This window comes from Nannocystis punicea (assembly GCF_026965555.1).
Lineage (GTDB): Bacteria > Myxococcota_A > Polyangia > Nannocystales > Nannocystaceae > Nannocystis > Nannocystis punicea.
The window spans coordinates 4090935-4114506 of the sequence record NZ_CP114040.1; the positions used below are offsets into that span (position 1 = coordinate 4090935).

The 23572-nt window shown below is 72.4% G+C and carries 19 protein-coding genes; 10 read left to right on the forward strand and 9 right to left on the reverse strand.

Annotation, left to right across the window (positions count from 1 at the left end; genetic code table 11):
- The first annotated feature begins 135 nt into the window (after positions 1–135).
- From O0S08_RS15725 to O0S08_RS15765, 9 genes are all read left to right on the forward strand, one after another.
- Complete coding sequence (locus O0S08_RS15725) at positions 136–3111, forward strand: tetratricopeptide repeat protein (protein ID WP_269039960.1); 2976 nt, start codon at positions 136–138, stop codon at positions 3109–3111.
- A complete protein-coding gene (locus O0S08_RS15730) occupies positions 3108–3575 on the forward strand; it encodes a DNA-binding transcriptional response regulator (protein WP_269039961.1) in 468 nt (155 codons plus the stop codon). The genes O0S08_RS15725 and O0S08_RS15730 overlap by 4 nt, the downstream gene beginning before the upstream one ends.
- A 32-nt stretch (positions 3576–3607) precedes the next feature.
- On the forward strand, positions 3608–3994 hold the full coding sequence (locus O0S08_RS15735; RefSeq protein WP_269039962.1) for an acyl-CoA thioesterase: 387 nt from the start codon (positions 3608–3610) through the stop codon (positions 3992–3994).
- Between the two features lie 9 nt (positions 3995–4003).
- Positions 4004–4204 (forward strand): hypothetical protein, encoded by a 201-nt coding sequence (locus O0S08_RS15740; RefSeq protein WP_269039963.1) that lies wholly within the window; start codon positions 4004–4006, stop codon positions 4202–4204.
- Positions 4205–4217: 13 nt separating this feature from the next.
- Entirely contained in the window at positions 4218–5138 is a 921-nt protein-coding gene (locus tag O0S08_RS15745; RefSeq protein WP_269039964.1) for a hypothetical protein, read from the forward strand.
- A gap of 511 nt (positions 5139–5649) precedes the next feature.
- Positions 5650–6720: an N-acetyl-gamma-glutamyl-phosphate reductase gene (argC, locus tag O0S08_RS15750; protein WP_269039965.1), complete on the forward strand. Its 1071-nt coding sequence runs from the start codon at positions 5650–5652 to the stop codon at positions 6718–6720.
- Positions 6717–7550: an acetylglutamate kinase gene (gene argB / locus O0S08_RS15755; RefSeq protein WP_269039966.1), complete on the forward strand. Its 834-nt coding sequence runs from the start codon at positions 6717–6719 to the stop codon at positions 7548–7550. Before argC ends, argB begins: the two co-directional genes overlap by 4 nt.
- Positions 7551–7570: 20 nt before the next feature.
- Positions 7571–8785, forward strand: a complete 1215-nt coding sequence (locus tag O0S08_RS15760) for a M20/M25/M40 family metallo-hydrolase (protein WP_269039967.1) — start codon at positions 7571–7573, stop codon at positions 8783–8785.
- A 52-nt stretch (positions 8786–8837) separates the two neighbouring features.
- Positions 8838–10124, forward strand: coding sequence for a hemolysin family protein (locus O0S08_RS15765; protein ID WP_269039968.1), 1287 nt, complete (start codon positions 8838–8840; stop codon positions 10122–10124).
- Positions 10125–10250: 126 nt separating this feature from the next.
- Here the strand turns inward: O0S08_RS15765 and O0S08_RS15770 are convergent, their stop codons facing one another.
- Both O0S08_RS15770 and O0S08_RS15775 read right to left on the reverse strand, forming a co-directional pair.
- The gene (locus O0S08_RS15770; RefSeq protein WP_269039969.1) at positions 10251–10718 is read right to left on the reverse strand and encodes a Smr/MutS family protein; all 468 of its coding nucleotides are present in this window, start codon (positions 10716–10718) and stop codon (positions 10251–10253) included.
- 496 nt (positions 10719–11214) lie between these two features.
- Positions 11215–12657, reverse strand: a complete 1443-nt coding sequence (locus tag O0S08_RS15775; RefSeq protein ID WP_269039970.1) for an MYXO-CTERM sorting domain-containing protein — start codon at positions 12655–12657, stop codon at positions 11215–11217.
- Positions 12658–13108: 451 nt separating this feature from the next.
- On the opposite strand from O0S08_RS15775, the gene O0S08_RS15780 reads away from it, so the two are divergent.
- Positions 13109–14524 (forward strand): S1 family peptidase, encoded by a 1416-nt coding sequence (locus tag O0S08_RS15780; protein WP_269039971.1) that lies wholly within the window; start codon positions 13109–13111, stop codon positions 14522–14524.
- 116 nt (positions 14525–14640) lie between these two features.
- On the opposite strand, the gene ruvA is transcribed toward O0S08_RS15780, so the two are convergent.
- From ruvA to O0S08_RS15815, 7 genes are all read right to left on the reverse strand, one after another.
- Entirely contained in the window at positions 14641–15270 is a 630-nt protein-coding gene (gene ruvA, locus O0S08_RS15785; RefSeq protein WP_269039972.1) for a Holliday junction branch migration protein RuvA, read from the reverse strand.
- Complete coding sequence (gene ruvC / locus O0S08_RS15790; RefSeq protein WP_269039973.1) at positions 15267–15770, reverse strand: crossover junction endodeoxyribonuclease RuvC; 504 nt, start codon at positions 15768–15770, stop codon at positions 15267–15269. The genes ruvA and ruvC overlap by 4 nt, the downstream gene beginning before the upstream one ends.
- Positions 15771–15783: 13 nt before the next feature.
- Positions 15784–16530, reverse strand: coding sequence for a YebC/PmpR family DNA-binding transcriptional regulator (locus tag O0S08_RS15795; RefSeq protein WP_269039974.1), 747 nt, complete (start codon positions 16528–16530; stop codon positions 15784–15786).
- A gap of 553 nt (positions 16531–17083) precedes the next feature.
- Positions 17084–19336 carry an SF1B family DNA helicase RecD2 gene (recD2, locus tag O0S08_RS15800; RefSeq protein WP_269039975.1) on the reverse strand — a complete coding sequence of 751 codons (2253 nt, stop codon included), beginning with the start codon at positions 19334–19336 and terminating at the stop codon, positions 17084–17086.
- A 42-nt stretch (positions 19337–19378) separates the two neighbouring features.
- Complete coding sequence (locus O0S08_RS15805; RefSeq protein ID WP_269039976.1) at positions 19379–21037, reverse strand: hypothetical protein; 1659 nt, start codon at positions 21035–21037, stop codon at positions 19379–19381.
- A 364-nt stretch (positions 21038–21401) separates the two neighbouring features.
- Entirely contained in the window at positions 21402–22421 is a 1020-nt protein-coding gene (locus tag O0S08_RS15810) for an LLM class flavin-dependent oxidoreductase (RefSeq protein ID WP_269039977.1), read from the reverse strand.
- 24 nt (positions 22422–22445) lie between these two features.
- Positions 22446–23414, reverse strand: a complete 969-nt coding sequence (locus tag O0S08_RS15815) for an ATP-grasp domain-containing protein (protein WP_269039978.1) — start codon at positions 23412–23414, stop codon at positions 22446–22448.
- Between the last annotated feature and the right edge of the window lie 158 nt (positions 23415–23572).

Below are 23572 nucleotides of genomic sequence, written 5' to 3' on the forward strand. Positions count from 1 at the left end.
GGGGGTCATGCGACGCTCGCCGCCCGCGCCTGCTAACCTGTCGCCTCGGGCCGGTCGGCGCGCGCCGCTCGGCCCGGGCTCCACCTCTCGGGCGAAGGGCTAGCGACCGTGCGCAAGGGACATGTCGGATCGGCAATGCGCCTTGGAGCATGTCTGTTCGCACATGTCCTGTTCGCCAGCCCCGCTCTCGCCGCCGCCGCGCCGACCCCGACGGTCAGCAAGGCCGGCAAGAAGCCCGGCAAGGCCGAGGAGAGCTCGATCAAGCCGGTCTACGACCCGCTGGCCGAGCTGCCGCTGCCGCCCGAGGACGACAGCGCCGGCGCCTTCGAGGAGCCCGGCGGGCTCACGCCCGAGCAGCGGATGGAGCAGTTCGACGTCAGCATGAGCCGGGCCGCGCGGTTCGAGCGCGAGGGTCGGCCGGACGACGCTCTGCGCGAGTACAACAACGCCCTCAAGCTACAGCCCGGCGACCCGGGCGCGCTGCGCGGGCGGGCCTACCTGCGGGCCCGTCGCGCGCGCGAGAACACCTGCCCGCGGCGAGCCATCGACGACCTCAAGCTGCTGCGCACCTACGACCCGCGCGGCCTGTGGCTGGCCGAGCGGCGCACCCTCGTCGAGTGGATGGGCCGCTGCGAGGAGCGCTACGACGACGAGCGGCTGAACCTCGCGCTCGAGATCGCCGAGCAGGACCCGCGCACCGAGGGGCGGCCGCCGGAGATCCGCTACACCGTCGCCTCCTTGCTGAGCCGCCAGGCCGAGAAGGCCGCCTCGACGCGCGAGCGCGACAGCCAGCGCGAGGCGGCGCTCAAGCAGCTCGACCTCTACCGCCGCGAGTGCGTCGCGGGCGGGCGCAAGCCGGGCGCCGACGCGCTGCGGCTGCAGGCCGACCTGCTGCTCGAGCAGAACGACCTCGAGGGCGCGATCGCCATCAACGAGGAGCTCAGCGCCGCGTACCCCGGCACGCCGCTGGCCAAGCGGGCCAAGGAGCAGGTCGACGATCTGCGCCTGCAGGTCGAGCTCAACAAGCTCGAGAAGGAGCAGGGCGGGCGGCCGAGCGAGCTCGCCGAGCAGAGCTACCGGCGCGCGCTCGCGTCGATGCGGGCCGGCGATCTCGACGCCGCCGAGCGCGAGCTCCTGGCCGCGATCGAGAACTCGCCGTGGTACCCCAAGGCGCACTACACCCTCGGCGTCATCTATGCGCGCAAGGGCCGGATCCCCAAGGCAGTCGATCAGCTCAAGCTCGCAGTGCGCATGGATCGCTTCGACTACGAGGCGCACATGGCTCTCGGCCTCGTCTACAAGAAGCAGTTCGCCGGGGCCGAGGACGTGCGGGCCATCGAGCACCTCGAGAAGGCGCTGCTGCTGCGCCCCGACCTGCATCACCTCCACATCCTGCTCGGCGAGCTCAACGCCCGCACCAACCGCGAGGCCGCGCGCCGGCACTACGAGCGGTTCCTCCGCACCGCGCCCGACGACGATCCCGATCGCGCGCAGGCCGAGCGCGCGCTCAAGGACCTCACGCAGGAGGTCAGCCCCGAGGAGCCGCTCTACCTCAACGAGCCGCCCGACAACCTCCAGCGCCTCGACCCGTCGCTGCAGCGCATGATCAACGAGGCCTACCTGCGCGTCTCGGAGGAAGGCGACCTCAATCAGGCCGAGAAGATCCTGCAGCGCGCGCGCGAGCGGTTCCGCAGCGAGCCGGTCGTCTACAACGAGCTCGCCAAGGTCGTCTACGCCCAGGGGCGCATCGGCGACGCGCGGCAGTTCTGGGAGCAGAGCCTCGCGCTCGCCGAGGAGCAGATGGAGGTCCACGAGCGCCTCGGCATCCTGCTCGAGCGCGACCTGCCGGCGCAGTCGACGGTGCACCTGCGCCGCGCCGCCGAGCTCGGCTCGGCGACCGCCCGCTTCCGCCTGGCCAAGCGGCTGTGGGACGACTACCACCTGATCGAGGCCTCGGAGCAGCTCGACCAGTTCCTGCGCGAGGCCGACGAGTACAACCTCCACTGGGACGCCGCGCACCGCCTGCGCGACCGCATGGACGCGACCTTCCTGCGGATCTACCTCGGCGCCGGCGCGCTCGCGTTCTTGCTGGTGGCGATCCCCGCGTGGCAGGTCTACCGCCGGCTGCGCGGGGCCTCGCTGGCGCAGATGCTCGAGCGGGCGCCGAAGAGCTTCCCCGAGGTCGCGCGGATCTTGAGCCTCATCCGCCACGAGATCCTCAAGCACAACACCTCCTTCCTGTCCGACGTCGGCCGCGCGCTCGAGATGGACGAGCCCGACGCCGAGGCGCGCACTGCGGTGGTCGCCGCGCGGCTGTTCGGCGCCCCGCGCGACCGCGACGAGGCCACCCCGGCGCCGGGGCGCAGGTCACTGCGCGAGCGCGGGATCCACGGCCGCTTCCTCGGCTACGTCGACGAGCTGCAGAAGGTCGGCCGCAGCCACAACATCAACCTCAACCTCTACCGCAAGGACCCGATCTTCAGCGCCATGATCGCCGCCTTCGAGGACCTGCGCGGGCTCGAGGGGCTGCAGCGGGCGCCGAGCCGCGAGCGTCACGCGCTCAAGCTCGAGTGGGCCCGCCGGCTCAGCCGCAGCGGCCACGTCCTCGGCCGCAAGGCGTTCGAGGAGCTGTCCGGCGTCATCCGTTCGCTCTGCATCGTCGCCGTCGACCCGGCGACGATCCGCGAGATCTTCGCCCAGGTGGTCGCCGAGCCGCAGTTCGCCAAGGTGCAGATCGCCGAGCCGCAGATCGGCGGAGAGGGCGCCAAGATCCGCGTGTTCCACACCGACCTCGAGGACATCGTCACCAACGTGCTGCGCAACTCGTTGCAGTCGAGCGTGCTGTACGGGCCGAAGCCGATCGCCCTGGGCATCGACCTCGTCACCGAGATGGACGAGATCACCGGCCTGTCGACGCTGGCGATCCGGATCAAGGATCGCTCGACCGAGCAGCTGAGCAACGAGATGTTGCGCGGTCGCTACGTCGAGCGCGGCATGGGCATCACCGCCGACCTCCTGTCGCGCTACGACGGCTCGATCGCCGTCGAGCCCGAGCGCGGCTGGCAGAAGGCGGTGGTGCTGCGCTTCTTCACCGTGGAGGAGGGGCCATGAGCGAGATCAAGGTCCTCGTCGTCGAGGACGGGGACGAGTACCTGACCAACCTGTCGACCTTCGTGTCGCGGGGGATCCGCTACACGCAGGCCAAGAGCGGCGAGCAGGCGTGCGCGCTGCTGTCGTCGCTCGCGCCGGACCTCGTGTACCTCGACATGCGCTTCGACCGCACGCCGATCGAGGCGCTGCTCGGCGACCTCGTGGCGCTGACCGCCCGATTCAACGGCGACGTCGCCCGCGCGCGCGCCTTTCAGCAGGACAACCAGGGCCTGTTCGTGCTGCGGGCGCTGCGGGACGCCGGCTTCCGCGGCCCGGTGATCCTGTCGTACGACTTCGGCGCGGAGGAGCGGCGCTTCCGCGCGCTGTCCGAGCGAGATCCGGCGCTCAGCTACTGCCCGGACTACGCCGACGCCGACACGATCTACGCCGCGATCCAGCGCGCCGTCGGTCGCGCCCCCGCGTGACAATCGGCGGCGATTGGCGCATCGTCCGCCTCATGCAGCCCGCGATTCGGGTCATGATGATGCCGCGCGACACCAACGCGCACGGCACGATCTTCGGCGGTCACATCCTCAGCCTGCTCGACCAGGCCGGCGCGGTCGCGGCCCACGCCATCGGCGCGCGCAAGGTCGTGACCGTGGCGGTCCGCGAGGTCGTGTTCAAGGAGCCGGTGCACGTCGGCGACATCGTCAGCCTCTACGCCGAGGTCACCGACGTCGGCACGAGCTCGCTGACGATCCGCGTGCGGGTCGAGGCGCACGAGCCGATCGGCGGCCGCAGCGTCGAGGTCACCACCGCCGAGCTGGTCTACGTGCAGGTCGACGACCGCGGCCGTCCGGTGCCGATCCAGCGCATACTTCCGCCGCGCGACGCGGAGTGCTAGCTTGCCGGCATGAAGCGTCTCACTTGGACCCTGTTCGCCCTGTCCCTCGGTTTCACCGCCGGCTGCGCCGAGCAGCCGGGCAAGAAGAAGGAAGAGACCGAGGCGAAGACCGTCGACGGCAAGAAGGCCGACGCGAAGCCGGCCGACGCGAAGCCGGCCGACGCGAAGCCGGCCGACGCCGCGCCCGCGCCCGCGCCCGAGGCGAAGTAGTCCGGCGTCGGCGATGCGGCTGCCGCTCCGTCATCCGCCGCACGGGCGCGACGCCCCGCTGCGGCGCTGCGCGTACCTCGAGGCGCTGGCCGAGCACGCGCGCGGCCTGGCCTTGGGGCCAGCCGCAGATCTGGTCACGCCTCGCGGCTCGCGCGGGCGCTTCGGCAGCGCGCTGCAGTGGCACTTCGGGCTCGAGCCGCACGACGGCCTCGATCGCCTCGACTGGGAGGACCGCATCGAGCTCAAGCTGGTGTCGGTCTGGCGCGCGCGAGAGGGCCTCGCGTGCGACAAGCTCAAGGTCTGCGACCTCACGATCGACCCGTGGCACAAGCTCGGCAACGTCCTGTGGGTGTTCGCCGATCGCCTGACGCGGGTGGTCGTCGGCCATCGCTTCACGCAGATGGTCGGGCCGATGCGCGAGCGGCTCGAGGCCTCGTGGTCGATCGATCCGCACTTCGAGCGGCCGTCGCTGTTCGTCGAGGCCCGCGAGCAGGAGCAGCGGCAAGCGCCGGCGTACTACCTCAGCGCCGCATGGTTCCGCGCCGAGGGTCTGCTCCCGCGCGAGCTGCCGGGGGTGCTGCCGTTCGACTCGCGCTGGTGGTCGAGCGCGCGGACGGGCGGGCGCGATCCGCTGATCACCCTGTGGCGCGGGGAGCCGCAGGGCGAGCTCTCTTGTCCGCGCTGCGGCGGGCCCATCCGCGCCGACCACGAGCGGCTCGGGCGCGACGGCTGGGCCCCGGCGGTCCACGCGATGCCGTTCGGTGAGCGCTGCGGTCTGCGCGGGCACTTCGCGGTGGCCGCCTCGCACCTGGCTCTCGGGCCAGGTGAGCCGGGCCGCGGCGAGCTCGAGTCGGCGCTGCAGGGGCTGCTCGGGCCCGACCAGGTCGAGCGTCTGGCCGACCACGTGGTCGAGCCCGACGACCACCTGCACTGAGGCCCCTCCGGGGGCTTAAAATCGAGAACCCGAGATGCCGACCAAAGCATCCCGGGTCCCCCCCCAGATCTAAGATGTTGCTACTGCACCGACCAAGCGAAGCGCGACAAGCTCAAACGACTCGATAAGTCAGGAGAAGTCGTAAGTTAAGCGCGAAGGGTTCAAGCCAGAAGAAGCCAAACTAAGCGGTAAGCGACGTAAGAAGGGCAAGCTAACGAAGGCCAAGCGGAAGGGCTAAGACAAGCGGAAGGCCAAGGAAGGTAAGTAGGGTCGACAGCGTCGTTCCGTCGACACCGACCTAGGAGTGCAGGTCATGAGCCAGGTTGGCAAGTTGCCGAGATCATTGATGACAGGTTGTCAGGGGCGGCGCCGCTCCGCCCCGGTATGACATCTCTGTCAGGCCTGGCCCGCCGGCCGCCGCGACAGGCCATGACACCGATGTCGTGCGCGTGCGAGGCCGGACATCGCGCGTGCCCCGGGCATCTGCTAGGAAGTCCCGCACAGAGGCCCCATGTCCACGAATTCGCGGCCACGCGTGACGATTATTGGTGGAACCGGCTACGGCGGCGCCGAGCTGATCCGGTTACTTCGTTGGCACCCCGGCGTCGAGCTGGTCCGGGTGACCAGCATCGACCAGGTCGGCGAGCCGCTCGAGGCGGTCCACCGCAACCTGCCGAAGACCGGCCTGGTGTTCGAGAACATCCCCGCGGCCGAGGCCGCCCGGGACGTCGACGTCGTCTTTCTCGCGCTGCCGCACAAGGTCAGCGCGACCATGGCGGGCGAGCTCGCCGGGGTGCCGGCGCGGGTGATCGACCTGTCCGGGGACTTCCGCCTGCGCGACAAGGAGGCCTACCGGATCTTCTACGGCGACGTGCATCCGCACCCCGAGCACCTCGGCACGTGGGTCTACGGCCTGCCGGAGCTGCACAAGGAGGCGATCCGCGAGGCTCGCCGGGTCGCCTCGCCGGGCTGCTTCGCCACCGCGATCGCCCTCGGCTTGCTGCCGCTGGCCCAGGCGGGCCTGTTGCGCGGGTCGGTCCACACGGTCGCCATGACCGGCTCGTCCGGCTCGGGGGCCTACGCGCAGATCGGCACGCACCACCCGCTGCGCGCCGGCAACCTCAAGACGTACAAGGTGCTGAACCACCAGCACACGCCGGAGATCGAGCAGACGCTGCGCGACGCGGCCGGCCGCGGCGGCCACGGCGGCGAGTTCTCGCTCGCGTTCGTGCCGGTGTCGGCGCCGCTGGTGCGCGGGATCCTGGCCACCAGCATCGTCCCGGTGCCCGGCGATGTCGACGTCAAGGCGCTCTTCGGCGACTTCTACCGCGACGCCCCGTTCGTGCGCGTGCTCGGCAGCAAGGTCGGCGCCGAGGTCGTGGCGATCAAGGGCAGCATGTACGTCGACCTGTCCTGGACTTTGGGACAGGTCGATCCGGCGACCGGTCAGCGCCAGCTGGCGGTGGTCACCGCGCTCGACAACCTCGTCAAGGGCGGGGCGGGGCAGGCGGTGCAGTCGATGAACCTGATGCTCGGCCTCGCGGAGACGGCCGGCATCGACGCCCCGGGGCTGTGGCCATGACGACGGCGGTCCTCAAGTTCGGCGGCGAGGTCATCGCCGACGCGCCCGCGCTGGCGGCGGTGCTCGCCGATGTCGCCCGGCTCACCGCGGCCGGGTGGAAGTTCGCCATCTGCCACGGCGGCGGGCCGCAGGCCAACGCGCTGCAGGAGCGGCTGGGGCTGCAGCCGCTCAAGGTCGGCGGCCGGCGGGTCACCGACGAGGCGACCTTGCAGGTCATGAAGTACGTCCTCGCCGGCGAGCTCTCGGTCGACGTCGTCGCCGCCGCGCTCGCGGCCGGGCTCGGCGGCGCGCTCGGGATCTCGGGCGTCAGCGCGGGCCTGGTGTCGGCGCGCCGCCGTCCGCCCACGCGCGTGAGCGGCGGCGGCGAGGAGCTGGTCGACTTCGGCCTCGTCGGCGACGTGGTCGAGATCCGCACCGCGCTCATCGAGCACCTGTGGGCCGGCGGTTACACGCCAGTGATCAACACGCTCGGCGTCGGCCTCGAGACCGCGGGCTTCGCCTATCCGGTCTACAACATCAACGCCGACACCGTGTCGTCGGCGATCGCCGGCGCGCTCAAGGTCGACCACCTGTTCCTCATGACAGGTGTGCCCGGCGTACTGCGCGACAAGGACGACCCGAGCACGCGGATCGCTCGCCTCAGCGCGGCCGAGGCCCGCGGGGCGATCGAGATGAAGGTGATCGTCGGCGGCATGATCCCCAAGGTCGAGGAGGCGCTCGCCAACCTGGCCCTCGGGATCGGCGCAGTGCACATCCTCGGCGCGACGGCCGGCGCGCTGCAGGCCGAGGCGGCCGGGCCCGGCAGCGTCGGCACCGTGCTGGTGGCCTGAGGCTGCTACACTCGCGGGCCATGCGCGACCCACTCCTCGGCGCCGCCCTGCGCGCGGCCGTCGACGCCGCCTTCGAGACCGAACAGGTGCCGCTGCTGCAGCGGCTGGTCGACCTCCCGAGCCACACCTACGCCCGCGACGACGTCGAGATCGCCGCCGCGGCGCTCGACGAGGCGGCCGTGGCGGTCGGGCTCACCTGTACCAAGATACCTGATCCTTCGGGCAGGTTCGCCGATCACCGGGTGTACGCTGACCCGAGCGTGGGCGACGGCCCGTCGCTGGCGCTGGTGGGGCACATCGACACCGTGTTCCCGCGCTCGCTCGGGTTCCTCAGCTTCCGCCGCGACGGCGACGTCGCCCGCGGCCCCGGCGTGCTCGACATGAAGTCGGGGCTCACGTCGGTGATCTTCGCCTTGCGGGCGCTGCGAGCGGTGACGCCGGCGCGCGCGAGCGTGCCGGTGCGCTTCATCGTCGTCAGCGACGAGGAGGTCGGCTCGCCGAGCAGCGCCGCGATGTACCGCGAGCTGGCGCCGCGGCTGACCGGCGCGCTGGTGTTCGAGTCGGGCCGCGAGGGCGACACCATCGTCACCCGGCGCAAGGGCGGCGGGCTGTTCACGATCAGCGTGCGCGGGCGAGCGGCGCACGCGGGCAACAACCATCACAAGGGCGTCAACGCTATCCACGCGCTCGCGCTGCTCGTCGATCGCGTCGAGCGGCTCACTGACTACTCGCGCGGCGTCACGCTCAACGTCGGGCTCATCGAGGGCGGCACCGCCAAGAACACGGTGCCCGCGAGCGCCAAGTGCCAGGTCGACGCGCGCTTCGAGACCGTGGCCGACGCCCAGCGCGTGGCCGACTTTCTCGCGGCGCTGCAGCGCGAGCCGTTCGCCGGCCTCGCCGACGTCCCCGAGCGGCTGCGCGAGGTGGTCGTCGAGGTCAGCGGCGGCATCACGCGTCCCCCGATGGAAGCGTCGGCGGCGAGCCAGCGGCTGCGCGGGGTCTACGAGCCCTACGCCGCGGCATGCGGCCTACAAGTCGGGGAGTGCCCGCTCCAGGGCGGCGGGTCCGACGCCAACTTGCTCGCGGCCGACGGCGTACCCTGCGTGGACGGCCTCGGGCCCTACGGGCAGCACTTTCACGAGACCGAGGAGTGGTGCAGCCTCGACAGCCTGCGGCGTCGGACCGCGGCGCTGGCGTGCTTCCTTGCGGAAGAGGCCGGTACGTGCTTCCGTTGACGCCCGCTTGCGGAGGTCTCGCGCCTCGTGAGAAATTCGTCGGGACGCGCCGATGAGCGATGCCGACGTCCTGGGGCTGTTGATCGTCGTCCTTTGTCTGGCCGCGAGCATGTTCTTCTCCGGCTCGGAGACCGCGATCACCAGCCTCGACGCGCACAAGGCCAAGCGCCTGGTCGAGGACGGCGGTCGGCAGGGTCGCGTCGCGGCGTTCTGGGTGCGTGAACCGGTGCGGGTGCTGTCGACCATCCTGGTCGGCAACAACATCGCCAACACGCTGATGGGCGCGGTCGTGACGGCGCTGGCGATCCGTCACCTCGAGGGCGGGCCGTGGGGCGGCTGGGCGGTCGGGGTCGCCACGTTCGTGACCACGGTGATGCTGCTGATCCTCGGCGAGATCACGCCGAAGGCGCTCGGCCGGATCTACTCCGAGCGGCTGGCCCTGCCGGCGCTGTGGGTGCTGCGCGGGCTCAGCAAGATCATGGCGCCGGCGCTGTGGCTGCTCACCGCGATCACCGGCACGATCGTGCGGCGCTTCGATCCGAAGGAGGGCGCGGAGGCCGGCAGCAAGGTCACCTCGGACGACATCGGTTACCTCGTGCAGGTCGGCCAGCGCGAGGGCTCGATCGATCCGGGGCAGGCCATGCTCCTCGCCGGCATCGTCCGCTTCGAGGCCAAGATCGTCCGCGACATCATGATCCCGGCCAGCCGGATCATCGCGGTCAACCTGGCGTGGACCGTCGCGCAGGTGCGCGAGGTGGCGCTGCGCTCGGGTCACAGCCGGCTGCCGGTCTACGAGGGTCAGCTCAACAACATCAAGGGCATCCTGCACATCAAGCAGCTGGTCGACCTCGCCGACAGCGAGCGGCTGGCGCGGGTGGTGCGTCAGCCGGTGTTCGTCAGCCTGACGATGCGGCTCCACGATCTCCTCCAGCGGTTCAAGGAGCAGCGGGTGCACCTGGCGATCGTGGTCGACGACGCGGGCGACGCCGTCGGCATCGTCAGCCTCGAGGACGTGCTCGAGCAGATCGTCGGCCAGATCTTCGACGAGAGCGACCGGGCGCCGCTGACCCCGGTGCCCGACGTGAGCGGCGCCCTGATCGTCGAGGGCCAGGACAGCCTGACGCGGGTCGAGGAGCGCCTCAACGTCGAGCTGTCCGACGTCGAGGGCGTCATCAGCGTCGGCGACCTGCTGACGCACCTGGCCGGCCAGATCCCGATCGCCGGCTCGGTGTTCGTGTGGGAGAGCCTGCGCTTCCTCGTGCTCGAGGCCGACGCCCGCCACGTGATCCGCGTCCGCGTCGAGCCGCACGGCGGCGACGAGGCGGACGACGACGACTGACCGCCCTGGGGGTCGTCAGGGGCATGTCTCTCGGGGCATGTCGATGAGGGCATGTCGTCAAGAGCATGCCGCCATGGACATGTCTGGAAGTGCATGGCCCGCGCGCGGCGTTCCGACGGGGCGAGGTCACGCTCGCGGGCGCAGCTGGAGGATGACCGAGCCGTACTCCCCGCGGACGTCGAGCTCCGGCGCCCAGGCGGCGACGTCGGCCTCGCCGGCCGGGGAGGCGCACCACTCGGCCAGCGCCTCCTTGAGGACCGGGTCGCCGGGGCTGCCGAGGCCCTTGCCGGTGACGATCCGGACGTAGCGGGCGTGGGCGGCCCGCTCGCGGGCGACGAAGGCCGTCAGGGCCTCCACGGCCGGTTCGCGCCGCAGGCCGCGGAGGCGCAGGGTCGGGAGGCGACCGCGGCGGGCGCGGGCGACCAGCTCGGCGGCCGCGCGAGCGTGCTCGTGGGTGCGGCCCGGCTCGTCGCGCCAGCCCGAACCGGCCCAGGCGCGCTTCTGCAGGGCCGCCACCGGGCTCGCGGGGCCGGCCGGCGAGGGCGGGACGACCGGCCCTGCTGCGGGGAGCTGTGGGTCAGCGGTGGGCGCCACGGCTTCGCCCGTCGCCGGTCTGGCGCTGTCGGAGGGGTGGGAGGCCGGACGGTCCGGAGCGGTCGATGGGCGGCCTGGCGGCGTGGGCGAGGGGGCCCAGCTCGTGGGGGACGAGGCGCTGGCCTTCGCCGGGCCGGCGGTCGCGCTCGCGACGGGCGAGGCGCTCTTCGTCGGCTGCGGCCCGGCGGATGAGCTGCTCAAAGAGACATGTCTCTTCGGGCCTGTCGCCGAGGGCAGGCTCGCAACCACCCGCACGGCGTCGAAGTCGAGCGCGTCGCCGGTGGCGAGGGCGGCGAAGGCCCGCGCCATCAGCTCGCGCTCGGTGACGGGCTGCGGCTGGGGCGGAGGCGGAGGCGGTGGCTGCGGCGGCGCGGGCAGGCCGTCGGGGAAGAGGGCCGCGAGCGGGGCGCGCAGGCGACCGTCCGGCTCCGGCGGCGCGGACCTGGGCTGAGGGCGGGTCCGGCCGGGACGTCGGCGACGCGGCATGGCCGCGAGGTCAGCTGCGGCGGCGACGGACGAGGCCGAGGCCGGCGAGGGCGAGCATCCAGAAGGACATGTCGCGAGAGACAGGCGCGGTGACGCAGTTGCAGCCGCTCTCATCGGCGCCGGGGTCGATCGGCGCGGTGGTGCTGGCCGAGGCGGAGGTGACGTTGGAGCCGTCGCCGCCGGTGTTGTCCTCGGTGTCGCTCCCGCTCGTCGGGTCGTCGCCGGTGGTCTCGGTGTCGCCGCCGGTGGTCGGGGCGCCGGTGGTCGTGTCGGGCGTCGGCTCGACGCCGACGTGGATCACGGCCTCGGCGAAGCCGATGTTGCCGTCGTGGTCGAGCGCCTCGACGCGGACCGTGTAGGTGCCCTTGGGCGGCTTGATCGACCAGCTCTTCTCGCCGGAGTAGGCGGGCGCCTCGAGGTCGGCCTCGGGGATCATCATGCGCCAGCCGTAGCCCTCGAAGTTGTCGCTGATCTCGGCCTGGACGAGCACGTCGGTGCCGGGCTCGAACATCGCGCCGTCCTCCGGCGAGAGCAGCTTGACCGTCGGCGGCACGTCGTCGACCGAGTTCGCGCCGAAGTACGCCATCAGCTCGGCGACGTCGTTCTGCGCGCCGCCGTTCTCGCCGCAGAACTCGTCGTGCACGTACTCGCAGCCGATCGGGCCGGTCGCCGCGTTGTACGGCGTGCAGGTGTCGGCCCACACCTTCTTTCCGAAGGTGGCGTACGGGTACATGATGTTGTCCTCGCCGTCGATGTGGTCGAGGCCCCACGCGTGCGCGGCCTCCTGCAGCGCGGTGGTGCCGAGCACCTGGATGTCGCCGGCGACCTCGGTGAAGGCGAAGGTCGTGTCGCGCCACCAGGTGTCGCCGCAGTCGAGGTTGCAGGCCACGCCGAGCACGCCGTTCGGCAGGCCGATCACCTGCGGCTTGCCGCCCATCATCACCATGCTGTACGGCAGGTGCTTCGGCGGCGCCTTCTCGTAGGCGATCCGCACGCCGAACGGGTTCATCGCGTCCTGGAACACCTGGATGATCGCCAGCGCCTCCTGCTCCGAGCGCAGGAACTGCGGGTACTGGACGGTGCCGCCCTGAATGCACGGCGACTCCATCAGCGCCGAGTTGGTGCCGCCCGTCATCTCGCCGCCGAAGAAGTTGAGGAAGACGGTGTGGCGCTTGGGCGGGGTGTCCCAGGCGTACGTCGGCCGCGGGCCGGCGTTGAGGTCGTCCTCGGCCATCGAGCGCGGGACCACGAGGCCGCCGGCGTGGATGAGGTCGTTGTCCTCGAGGTACTTCTCGAAGGCGGCCCGGCGGGCCGCGATCTCCTCCTCGGTCAGCTCGGGCGCGGCCTGCACCGGCCTGCCGAAGAGCGTCTGCTGGCCGGGATCGGCCGCCGCGGTGAGCGGTGCAAGAGCGAGCGCGCAGGGGATCGAGATGTAGGCGATGGAGCGAGTCATAGGGGTCCGACAGCACGCTATCACAGCGATGCCGCGACGATCTCGACCGCCGCCGCGGGCCAGCGTGTGGCAGAGCATGCGCCGCCGCGTGGGCCGGGAGCGACAGGGGCAGCCGCTTTCCCGGGATTGCGGGCGCCTGTGCGGCCGATGAACGCCGGCTCATGATCTCCAGCGCGGACGAGAGATCGCGGACCGCTGCGTCGGCTTCACGCCCACCTCGCCGCGCGCCCGCCGCGGACGATCGTCATGCTGTCTCTTGGGCCAGGTACTTCGGGACCGGTCACATGTGGGCCCCGGCGACGACGGGTGCGGGCTCGGCCGCCAGGACCCGGCGCGGACGCGGAAGTTCGCGCGGCGGCGCGCCCGGGCCGCGAGCGCGTCCGTGGGCACCACCACACGGGAATTGGCTTCGGGCTGGCCGGCGCCGCGGGCGTGCCGTAGCCTGGAAGTTGTGCCTGCTGCGCTCCGGATCCTGTCGCTCTGCGCCGCCCTCGTCGCCCTGGGCTGCGCGAGCCGTCCGATCGGCGACGTGACGCTCGAACGCGGCAAGTCCGGGCGCGCGCTCGAGGATCTCGCGTTGGCGCAGAAGGGGGCCGCGGCGGTGGCCGTGGTCTCGACCGACGTCGGCCGCGGCCTCGCGTTCGTGGTCGACCCCGACGGCTATCTCATCACCAACCGCCACGTGATCGAGGACGCCGACCACATCGAAGACGTCTCGTTCCCGGCGCTCCGGCCCCCGCGCAGCTTCGCGGCGGTCCGCATCGTCTACATCGACCCGAGCCGCGACCTCGCGCTGATCAAGCTCGACGTCGACGCGCCGCTGCCGTCGCTGCCGCTGGCGACCGTCGGCTCGACGCCGATCGAGGACTACCTGCACCAGAAAGACCACGTGCTGCTGCTGGCGCGCCCGAGCGAGGACGACGGCGCGGGCGAGGGCGGCAAGCGGCCGACGGGGTTCGTGGCCCGCACCGGCAACGTCCGCGAGCTCGAGGTCTACAACCAGGCGGTCGGGCCGGGGGCGTTCTTCGAGCTGTCGCAGGCGGTGCGACGCGGGCAGAGCGGCGGGCCGGTGCTCGACCGCTTCGGCCGCGTGGTCGGGGTGGTCAGCTGGACGTGGAAGCACCGCGTGGGCGGCTACGCGATCCCGATCACCGAGGCGGCGCAGATGTTGAACGAGCGCCCGGCCATGGACACGCCGGCCGAGCAGAGCGCCCGCGCGGCGGAGCGGGCCCGCGGCTTCCTCAAGGCGCTCGACGGCGGTGACCTCGAGATCGCGCGGCGCATGATGTCGCCGACCTACAGCCGGAAGATCCGCCAGCGCACCATGACCACCATCGCCGAGCAGCTGCCGGGCGACGGACGCGCGGCGGTCCAGCAATTCGTGGCCGCGCTCGAGGACATCGTCGACTCCGAGCCCGCCGACGCCGAGGAGCTGCCGTTCTCCAAGGTCCAGGACGTCGTCCTCCGCACCGGCACCCGCGGCTTCATGGAGGCGCTCGGGGTCGAGGGCGCGCTGTCCAAGGACCAGGTCATCAGCTTCTTCTTCGAGTTCGCCCAGGCCTACGTCGGCGCCCGCTACTTCGCCGAGAGCGACCCCGACACGGCCATGAACGCGGCCATGATGCGGCTGCAGACCGTCGACGCCGCCCGCACCTTCGCGTTCGCCGAGGCCACCGGCCGCTTCAAGCGCGGCGCCCATCTCCAGGTCGAGCGGCTGGAGATCGTGCCCGGCGCCTACGCCCCGCACGCGGTCGTCACGCTGCGCAACAGCGACACCGACGGCCGCCAGCCGGCGACGCTGGTGATGCAGATGCGGCTCGAGTGGGGCGACTGGTACGTCGCCGAGCTGCAGACGGCCGGCGGCTGAGGCGAGCGAGGCGGGGCCGGCGATTCGCCGGGTATGTCTCGGACGACATGCCCGTTCAGGCATGTTCTTTCAGACATGCGCTCGGAGGCATGTCCCGACGGACACGCCAGAGCGCCTCACCGCTCCATCAGCTGCGCGAGGGTGCGGCGGACCAGGTCGTCGAGCGAGCTGGTGACGGGGCCGCTGGCGGTGAGCTTGGCCAGGGCGACCTCGACCTCCTTGACGCGCCAGCCGAGGTCGACCAGCACCTGCTTGGCCTCCTCGACGATCGCCGGCGACTCCGGCTCGGCCTTGGCGGGGGTCGGGCCGCGCGGGCCGCCCTCGAGCTCGGTGGCGAAGACCGCGACCTTGTCGCCGAGCGACAGCAGGATCTGCTCGGCCGTCTTCTTGCCGATGCCGGGGATCTTCGTCAGCATGACCTCGCGGCCCTGCGTCAGGTGGTCGACCAGCTCGGCCAGCGGGAAGCCGCCGAGGACCGCCATCGCGTGCTTGGGGCCGACCTTGGGCACGCCCTGCAGCAGCAGGAACAGCTGCTTCTCGGCCTGGGTGGCGAAGCCGAACAGCAGCAGCGCGTCCTCGCGGGCGTGGGTGTGGACCCACAGCGCGCAGTGCTCGTCGGGGTCGCCGACGGCGGCGAGGGTCTGCAGCGACACGCGCAGCTCGTAGCCGACGCCGCCGACGTTGAGGACGACGACGCCCTGCTTGGGGTCGCGATGGACGACGATGCCCGACAACCAGCCGATCATGGACCTGTCCTCCGGGGCAGCTTGGGCGCGTGCGCGTGGCACAGCGCGATGGCGAGGGCGTCGGCGGCGTCGGCCGTGGGAGCGCGCGCCAGGCCGAACAGCAGTTGCACGCGGGCCATGACGTCCTGCTTGCTGGCGCGGCCGTGGCCGACGACGGCGCGCTTGACGTAGGCGGGCGGATACTCGGCGACCTCGAGGCCGCGCTCGGCGGCGACGGCCATGACTGCGCCGCGGGCCTGGCCGAGCTTGAGCGCGGAGCTGGCGTTGACGCCGTGGAAGGCTGCCTCGAGGGACAGGACGCGCGGGCCGAACTCGACGATGAGCTCGGCGATCGTGCGGGCGAGGACGGACAGGCGGACGGGCATCGGGTCTTCCTCGCGCAGGCGAATGACGCCGCACTCGACGTAGGCAGGGCGGGTGCCGTGCCGGTGGTCGAGGAGGCCGTAGCCGACGATCCGCGTCCCGGGATCGACGCCGAGGATCCGCGTGGCGCCCGACAACGAAGTCCGCGGCCTAGGGGCCGTGCTCCTCCATGACTTCGTCAGGGAGGGTGGCGTTGGTGTAGCAGCTCTGGACGTCGTCGTGCTCGTCGAGCTTGGCCCACAGCTTGGCCACCGAGACCGCCACGTCGCCGTCGAGCGCCTTCTCGTTCTCGGGCTTGGCGATCCACTGCACGCCGCCGGTCGGCTCGAGGTCAGCGAGCTCGGTCTGCAGCCCGGCCAGGTCGCCCGGCGACGACATGATCGCCCAGGTCTCGCCCCAGTCCTGAATGTCCTCGCCGCCGGCCCCGAGCGCGCGCTCCATCAGCGCTTCCTCGCTGATCTTGGTCTTCGGGATCTCGAGCACGCCCTTGTGGTCGAACATCCAGGCGACCGCGCCGTTCGACACCATCTCGCCGCCCGACTTGCCGAAGGCGGTGCGGATCTCCGCGACCGTGCGGTTCTTGTTGTCGGTCAGCACCTCGACGATGAAGCACGAACCACCGGGACCGCGGCCCTCGTAGAGCACGTTCTCGAAGATCACGCCGGCCAGCTCGCCGGTGCCCTTCTTGATCGCCCGCTCCTGGTTCTCCTTCGGCATGTTGGCGGCCCTGGCCGCGAGGAGCGCGGTGCGCAGGCGCGGGTTGCCGGCCGGGTCGCCGCCGCCGTCCTTCGCGGCGACCATGATCTCGCGGGCGATCTTGGTGAAGATCTTGCCGCGCTGGGCGTCGAGCGCCCCCTTCTTGCGCTTAATCGTGGACCATTTGCTGTGGCCGGACATCCTGACGCAGGTCAGTACCACACGCGCCAGGCGGAAAAAAGCACCCCGCGGCGTGACCGACGCGGACCTCCCGGCCGCGTCCTCGCGGCCGCCCCGGGCGCGCGGGCGGTGGCGTCCGGAACGTGCGTTCGGCCCATGTGAGGTGCGCTGCGCCGGCCGGCGGCGATCGCGGCCAGGCTCGCTCGAGGCTGCGACGATCGGCGAGACGGCGAGCGCGGACGGGGTCGGCGAGGCGGAGCGGTCGTGGCGACGACCGGGGCACCGGCGAGACGGGCTGGCGTTGACGCCGTTCCGCGGCTCGCTCATGCGGCCTGCCGTCGCGGCCTAAAGGCGTCGCGCGGGCCTTCTCCGAGGGCGCCGGCGATCGCGTGGACTGCGGCCAGGATGCGGATCGCCGGACGGCGGATCGAGCCGCAGGGCGGCGACGCGGGTGGAGAGAGGGGCGATGCCGAGGCGTGCTTCCAAGAGCACGCGCGCCCGACGACGCTCGCGACCGCGAAACGGTCGGGCTCAATGCTCGATAGGACATGTCTTTCGAGACATGTCCTATCGCTCACGCGCCGTCGATGTGGCGGACGGTGCGGCGCTCGCCGAGGCGCTCGCGCAGGGCGGTGAGCAGGCGCTCGCGCAGGCCGGTGAACCGGCGCGCGGCGTCGCTGCGGTGGACTGCCTGGGTCAGGGCGCGGGGGTCGGCGACCAGGACGCACAGGCGGCGGGCGCGAGTGACCGCGGTGTAGAGCAGGTTGCGGCGGAGCATGACGTGGTGCTCGCCGAGCAGCGGCACGACCACGGCCGGGAACTCGCTGCCCTGGCTCTTGTGGATCGAGACGGCGTAGGCGAGCTGCAGCGCGTTCAGCTGCTTGCTGTCGTAAGGGACAGGGTCGCCGTCGACCTCGACGGTGAGGATCTGCCGCTCGGGATCGACGGCGGTGACGAGGCCGATGTCGCCGTTGAAGACGCCGCGCTCGTGGTCGTTCTTGGTCTGCATCACGCGGTCGCCGACGCGGAAGACCCGCGGCGGGCGGCCGGGCAGCACCAGCTCGGGCGCGCCGGCGGTGTGGTGGGCCTGGAGCGCGGCGTTGAGGGCCTCGGTGCCGGCCTTGCCCTTGTGCATCGGGCACAGCACCTGGACCTCGGTGCGCGGGTCGAGGCCGTAGGCCTTGGGGATCCGCTCGGTGATCGCCTTGAGCACGAGCTCGTGGGCGCGCTCGCTGTCGCGGGCCTGGACCACGTAGAACTGGCCGCCCTCGCTGCGGTCGGACTCGGGGACCTTGCCGCGCAGGATCGCGTGGGCCGAGGTGACGATCGACGAGCCCTCGGCCTGGCGGAAGATCTGGGTCAGGCGCACCACCGGGATCGGCGAGTCGGCGCGGTCGGCCGCGGCGAGGACGTCGCGGAGGACGTTGCCGGGGCCGACCGAGGGCAGCTGATCGGCGTCGCCGACCAGCAGGAGGCGGTGCTGGGGCGTGAGCGCCAGCAACAGCGCCTCGGCCAGCGGGAGGTCGAGCATCGACGCCTCGTCGATCACGACCAGGCCCTCGGGCAGCGGGTTTTGGGCGTTGTGGAAGAACTCGCCGGTGCCGCCCTCGATCTCGAGCAGGCGGTGGATGGTGGTCGCGCGCTGGCCGGTCGCCTCGGCCAGGCGCTTGGCGGCGCGGCCGGTCGGCGCGGCCAGCAGCACCGGCGACTCGTTGGCGAGCGCGGTGTCGATGATGGCGCGGGTGACGGTGCTCTTGCCGGTACCTGGCCCTCCGGTCAGGATCACCAGGCCGGCGTCGCGGATCGCCGCGATCGCGGCCAGCTGGCCCGCCGACAGGCCCGGCGGCGGGTCGACGGCGGTCCAGCGGCCGCGGCCCTTGCCGGCGCCGAGGGCGATGTCGGTGAGGATCTCGGCGACGTTGCGCTCGGCGTCGTAGAAGCGCGGCGGGTAGCACAGCGGCGGCAGCGGCTCGCCCTCGTCGCTCTCGCGCTGATCGAGGACGAGCGCGCCGGAGCGGACCAGGGCCATCGCGGCCGGCTCGATGCGGGCGGGCGGCAGCTCGAGCAGGCGCTCGGCGTTCTGCACGAGGATCGGCATCGGCAGGGCGCAGTGGCCGTTCTGCTCCGACTGCTCGAGGGTGTGGAACAGGCCGGCCTCGATGCGCTCGTCGCTCTCGAGGTCGACGCCGAGGGCGCGGGCGATCTTGTCGGCGGTGATGAAGCCGATCCCGCGGACCTCGCGGGCCAGGCGGTAGGGGTGCTGGCGCAGGACGTTGAGCGCGGTCTCGCCGAAGCGCTGGCTGATCGCGTCGGCGAAGTGGGTCGGCAGGTCGAGCTCGAGCAGTTGATTCTCGATCTCCGCCGTCGGCCCGCCGCGCGCGGTGTGGTGGGCGACGATCCGCTCGAGCGTCTTGGGACCGATGCCCTCGACCTCGAGCAGGCGGCGCGGCGACTTGTCGAGGATCGCCAGGGTGTCGAGGCCGAAGCGCTGGACGATCCGCTCGGCCTTCTCGGCGCCGAGGCCGGGGTAGCGCTCGAGGCGGCGCTGGATGCCCGGCAGGGTGGTCGGGGCCTTGGCGGCGATCCTGGCGAAGTTGAACTGCTTGCCGTAGTTCGGGTGGTGCGTCCACTCGCCCGCGGCCGTGACCTGCATGCCCTCCTCGATGCCGGTCGAGCGGCCGACCCACGTCTGCGGCGCGACCTCGCCGGGCCGCACGACCCGCAGGACGGTGTAGCGGGTCTGCGGGTTGTGGTGGACGACGCGGAGCACGGCCCCCTCGATCCGCTCGCCGGCGGCCTCGTTCTCGGGGGTCTCGGGGGTCGCCATGCGGCGGCGGAGCATCGCCGATCGCGCGCCGATCGGCAACGTTCACGGCCCGAGGCCCGGGTTCGCGCGGCCGCTCGGGTGCGGCGCCCAGGCGGCGGGGGTGTCGCAGCCGGCCGGGTCACGGGCAAGCGAGCGCCCCGGGAGATCGCCCGGGTCGTGCCAGCCGCCGTAGCTGTCCAATACGACAGGTCCTTTCGCACCTGCCTCGAAGACCAGGGCGAGCGCCTCGCCGGGGCTGTTCTTGAGCCCGCCGGAGCCCAGCGAGGCGTCGACCCGCAGCAGCGAGGCGCCCGGCGGCGGGCCCGGGTCGTCGCCCTGGGCCGGGTCGTAGGCGGCCGGGACGACCAGGTGGCGCTGGCCGGGCGCGGAGGTGAACGGGGGCAGCGGGTCGCCGCCGCCGGGGTCGAGGGCGCCCGCGGGGCCGTCGACGAGGCGCAGGCCGGTGACGAGCAGGGGCTCGCCGGCGGCGCGGAGGTCGGCCAGTTCGACGAACTCCTGGACGGGCTCGCGGCCGCGCGGGTTGGCGAGCACCTCGGCCAGCGCCAGCGGCGGAGCGGCGCGATCGAAGCTGTCCCCGAGGACATGTTCCTCCGAGATCTCCGCGGCGCGACCCGCGAGGTCCCAGGCCTGCAGCATGGCGGTGACGCGCGCGCCGGGGGGCGCGTCGAGGCGGAGGCCGAGGTCGACGGGGCCGGCCGGGGCGACGACCTCGCGCGCGCGGGGGCCGACGGCCAGACGCAGGCGCAGGGGCTCGCGGGCGTGCAGGCGGGCGTGCAGGCAGCGGCCGACCAGCGCGAACGACAGGCCGGTGAGGTCGGGCGGGGCGCGGTCGGGGCCGGGGCCGGTGCGGAAGGCGGCGAACTCGCGCGGGGCGACCGCAGGGCGGCCGGCGCGGTCGCGCAGGCTGCCGCCGCCCAGCTCGTAGACGACGCCGGGGGCGAGGGGCTCGGAGGGCCTCCAGGACAGGCACAGGCCGGGCACCCAGCCGGGACAGGGGACCGGGTCGCGCAGCTCCAGCGGAGCGGCGTCGGCGCTGCGCAGCTCGAGGGCGTCGCCGGGGGCGGCGACGACCGGACGGGCGAAGGCGGTCTCGACGCGGGCGAGATCGGTGGGCACGAGATCGGCGCCCGGCGGCGGCGAGACCAGCCGCGGCGCGGGGCCCGAGCTGGCAGGACCGGCGGTGACGAGGTCGCGCCGCCACACCGCGGCCTCGCCGTCGTCGTCGACCAGCGGGGCGCCGCGGCGGTCGCGGGCGAACACCAGCAGGCTGTGCCGGGCGTGCGCCGCGAGCGGGCGCTCCGGGCTGATGCGCGCCCGGGTTCCTGGTCGATCGGGCATGTCCTCGAGGACAACCGAGACTGCGATCGCCCCGTCGAGCGGGTCGCCGCGCTCGAGCGCGCGCAGGTCGGCGTCGCGGACCGGGTCGATCTGGCAGCGCCCGCGCTCGCAGCTGCCCTCGTCGCACTCGGGGGTGAGCTCGCAGGCGCCGACGGTGTCCCAGGCCAGCAGGGCGACGCGCAGCCGCCTGCCGTCGAGCGGCTCGCTGAAGTCGACCCGCCACGGACCGGCGACGGGGACCTCGACGGCGCGCGGGCCGGGGAAGTCGCTGGCGACCACCCGCGGGCCGTCGAGGTCGGCGTCGAGGACGAAGTCGATGCAGGAGGGCGCGAAGGCGAGGGCGAGGAGCAGCCGGAGTCTCACACCGAGAGGTCGCTCGGCGGCGGGGATGGTTTGCACGCAGGCGATGTGAGGAGAGGCGCCAACGCGAGTTGGGGGGGGCGCAGGGGGCGTCGAGGCGGCGGAGCTGGTCGGCGAGCACCGCCGTCCAGGGCCATTCGGACATGTCTTGGAGGTTATGTCCAAGAGGACATTCACGACCGCAACGCAACGGCATCACGCCGGCGGTGAAGCGCTCCTCCTCGAGCTGCGGGCTGTCCTGCAGGCGCAGGAGGTCGACGCCGCCTGGGCGACATCTCGTCTGATTCTACCCGACGTGCCCGTCGCGCCGCCGAGATGACCCTTTCGACATGTCCTTTAGAGCATGGCGAAATGGACAGGCTCATGGTCAGCGCAGCAGCGGCATCACGTCGGCGGCGAAGCGCTCCATCTCCTCGAGCTGCGGGCTGCACTGGAGGAGCAGGAGGTCGACGCCGGCGGCCTCGAAGCGGCGGATCTGGTCGGCGACCTGGGCGGGGGTGCCGACCAGGCCGGCGCGCAGGCCCCGGTTGGAGACCGAGTAGTCCTCGCGGCTGACCTGCTGCTCGAGCTGGGTGTTCTGCAGGAAGTCGCGGTAGTTGGCGTAGCCGGGCGAGCCCTCGGAGACGTCGGTGATCCGCGCGCGCTCGCGTTCGGCCTCGGCCTCGCTGGCGCGGACGATGACGTAGGCGGCCATGCCGTGCTGCATCGGCGGCAACGCGAGGGCGTCCCGGCGGCGGCGCATGTCGGCGATCTTCGGGGCCACCCGCTCGGGCGGGTCGCCGTGCATGACGTAGGCGTCGCAGGCGCGGGCGATCAGCGACTTGGCGGCCTCCGACTCGCCGCCGGCGTAGAGCACCGGCCGGCGCGTCGGCTTGGGCTCGAGCACGCAGCCGTCGACCTCGTAGTACTGGCCGCGGAACGAGAACTCGGGCTCGCTCCAGGCGCCGGTGACGACGCGCAGCCACTCGTCGGTGCGGGCGTAGCGGTCGTCGTGGCGCTCGAAGCGGACGCCGTAGCGGCGGGCCTCGTCGGACCACCACGAGGAGACGACGTTGAGCGCGAGCCGGCCGTTGCTGATCCGATCGAGGTTGGCGGCCTGCTTGGCGAAGATCGCCGGGCTGTGGAAGGTCGGCCGCACCGCGACCATGAGCTCGAGGCGGCTGGTGACCGCGGCCAGGGCTGCGGCGGTGGTCCAGGCGTCGAGCGCCGGCGCGGCCGGGCCCTTGATGTCGTTGAGGAACAGCTCGGCGACGAGGGTCAGGTCGTAGCCGAGCTCCTCGCTGCGCACCGCGAGCCTCCGCGCGTAGTCCCAGGTGGCCGCCATGCCCTCGTCGGGCACGTTGCGCAGCCAGCCGCCGAACACGGGGAGCCAGTAACCGAAGCGCATGTCCGTTCCTACATGGTCGAAAGGTCAGATTCCGGCTTCCCAGCGCGCCTGCAGGTAGTCGACGCAGCGGGCGAAGGCGTCGAGGCCGACGACGTTGGGGGCGTCGGCGACGAAGTTCGAGAGGGCGTTGATGTCGTAGTAGTAGATCTCGCCGTCGCGGTCGTCGACGAGGTACTCGACGCCGCCGACGTCGAGCGCGGCGGCCTCGGCGATCGCCTCGACGGCGCGGATGACCTCGGGCGGGGGCGTGTAGCCCTGGACGCGCATGCCCGTCTTCGGGGCATCGAGGGCGCACGCCGAGCGCACGAGGTCGCGGCCGTCGGCGGTCTGACAGGCGTCGGCCGGGCACAGGTTGAACGACGAGGGCGGGGGGAACACCTCGATCGCGTAGAGGAACTTGCGACCGACGACCTCGACCCGCACGATCCGCCCGCCGCGCAGCGGGCAGAGCTCCTGCACGAGCGCGGTCTGGTCGACGCCGAGGTCGAGCTCGCCATGATCGGTGGCCTCGGCGGCCTCGGCGAGCTCGCCCGGCGTGTCGAAGCGGCGGATGCCGGCCCCGCTGCCGCCGACGTTGGCCTTGACGAGGATCGGCCAGCGCAGGCCTTCGGCGGCCGGGAGCGCCTGGCTGGCGTGGTTGATGACGCGCGCCCGCGGATAGCCGAGGCCGAGGTCGTCGAGGAGGCCCAGCTGATCGGCCTTGGAGACCTCGTAGCGGTAGACGGCGCTGCCGTTGACGACGGGGATCTTGCGCCGCTCCCAGTGCCGCAAAATTGCGAGGGTGTAATGCGTGGTCTGGCCGCGGCCGCGCAGATAGGCGGAGGGGCTGGCGCGGTTGAACACGAGGCCGTAAGGCGGCTCGCGCTCGGCCGGGTCGAAGCAGCTCCGATCGGCGGCGAGACGCACGACGGGCAGGCCGCGCCGCTCGAGCTCGCTGAACAGGGGGCGAAACCAGTCGGGGTGCTCGTAGAAGATGGCGATGGGACCAGGCATCTTCGCAGTGCGCGCAAGTTAGCGCGCGGCGCGCTGCATGGGCAAGCGGGTCCTTGCATCGAGTGCGCGCGCGGTCGACACTGCCCCGGGCCCGAGAATCCTTGTTCGCCGCCTGCGCCATCGCCCTCGCGCTCGCGCCGTCGCCCGTCGCCGATGCG

Excerpts from the sequence above, each read along its gene's own strand:
- O0S08_RS15740 (WP_269039963.1), top strand. The coding sequence starts at position 4,004 with ATGAAGCGTCTCACTTGGACCCTGTTCGCCCTGTCCCTCGGTTTCACC.
- O0S08_RS15810 (WP_269039977.1), bottom strand. The coding sequence starts at position 22,421 with ATGCGCTTCGGTTACTGGCTCCCCGTGTTCGGCGGCTGGCTGCGCAAC.
- argB (WP_269039966.1), top strand. The coding sequence starts at position 6,717 with ATGACGACGGCGGTCCTCAAGTTCGGCGGCGAGGTCATCGCCGACGCG.
- O0S08_RS15815 (WP_269039978.1), bottom strand. The coding sequence starts at position 23,414 with ATGCCTGGTCCCATCGCCATCTTCTACGAGCACCCCGACTGGTTTCGC.
- O0S08_RS15725 (WP_269039960.1), top strand. The coding sequence starts at position 136 with ATGCGCCTTGGAGCATGTCTGTTCGCACATGTCCTGTTCGCCAGCCCC.
- O0S08_RS15745 (WP_269039964.1), top strand. The coding sequence starts at position 4,218 with ATGCGGCTGCCGCTCCGTCATCCGCCGCACGGGCGCGACGCCCCGCTG.
- recD2 (WP_269039975.1), bottom strand. The coding sequence starts at position 19,336 with ATGGCGACCCCCGAGACCCCCGAGAACGAGGCCGCCGGCGAGCGGATC.
- ruvA (WP_269039972.1), bottom strand. The coding sequence starts at position 15,270 with ATGATCGGCTGGTTGTCGGGCATCGTCGTCCATCGCGACCCCAAGCAG.
- O0S08_RS15735 (WP_269039962.1), top strand. The coding sequence starts at position 3,608 with ATGCAGCCCGCGATTCGGGTCATGATGATGCCGCGCGACACCAACGCG.
- O0S08_RS15730 (WP_269039961.1), top strand. The coding sequence starts at position 3,108 with ATGAGCGAGATCAAGGTCCTCGTCGTCGAGGACGGGGACGAGTACCTG.
- O0S08_RS15775 (WP_269039970.1), bottom strand. The coding sequence starts at position 12,657 with ATGACTCGCTCCATCGCCTACATCTCGATCCCCTGCGCGCTCGCTCTT.
- O0S08_RS15795 (WP_269039974.1), bottom strand. The coding sequence starts at position 16,530 with ATGTCCGGCCACAGCAAATGGTCCACGATTAAGCGCAAGAAGGGGGCG.
- argC (WP_269039965.1), top strand. The coding sequence starts at position 5,650 with ATGTCCACGAATTCGCGGCCACGCGTGACGATTATTGGTGGAACCGGC.
- O0S08_RS15760 (WP_269039967.1), top strand. The coding sequence starts at position 7,571 with ATGCGCGACCCACTCCTCGGCGCCGCCCTGCGCGCGGCCGTCGACGCC.
- O0S08_RS15765 (WP_269039968.1), top strand. The coding sequence starts at position 8,838 with ATGAGCGATGCCGACGTCCTGGGGCTGTTGATCGTCGTCCTTTGTCTG.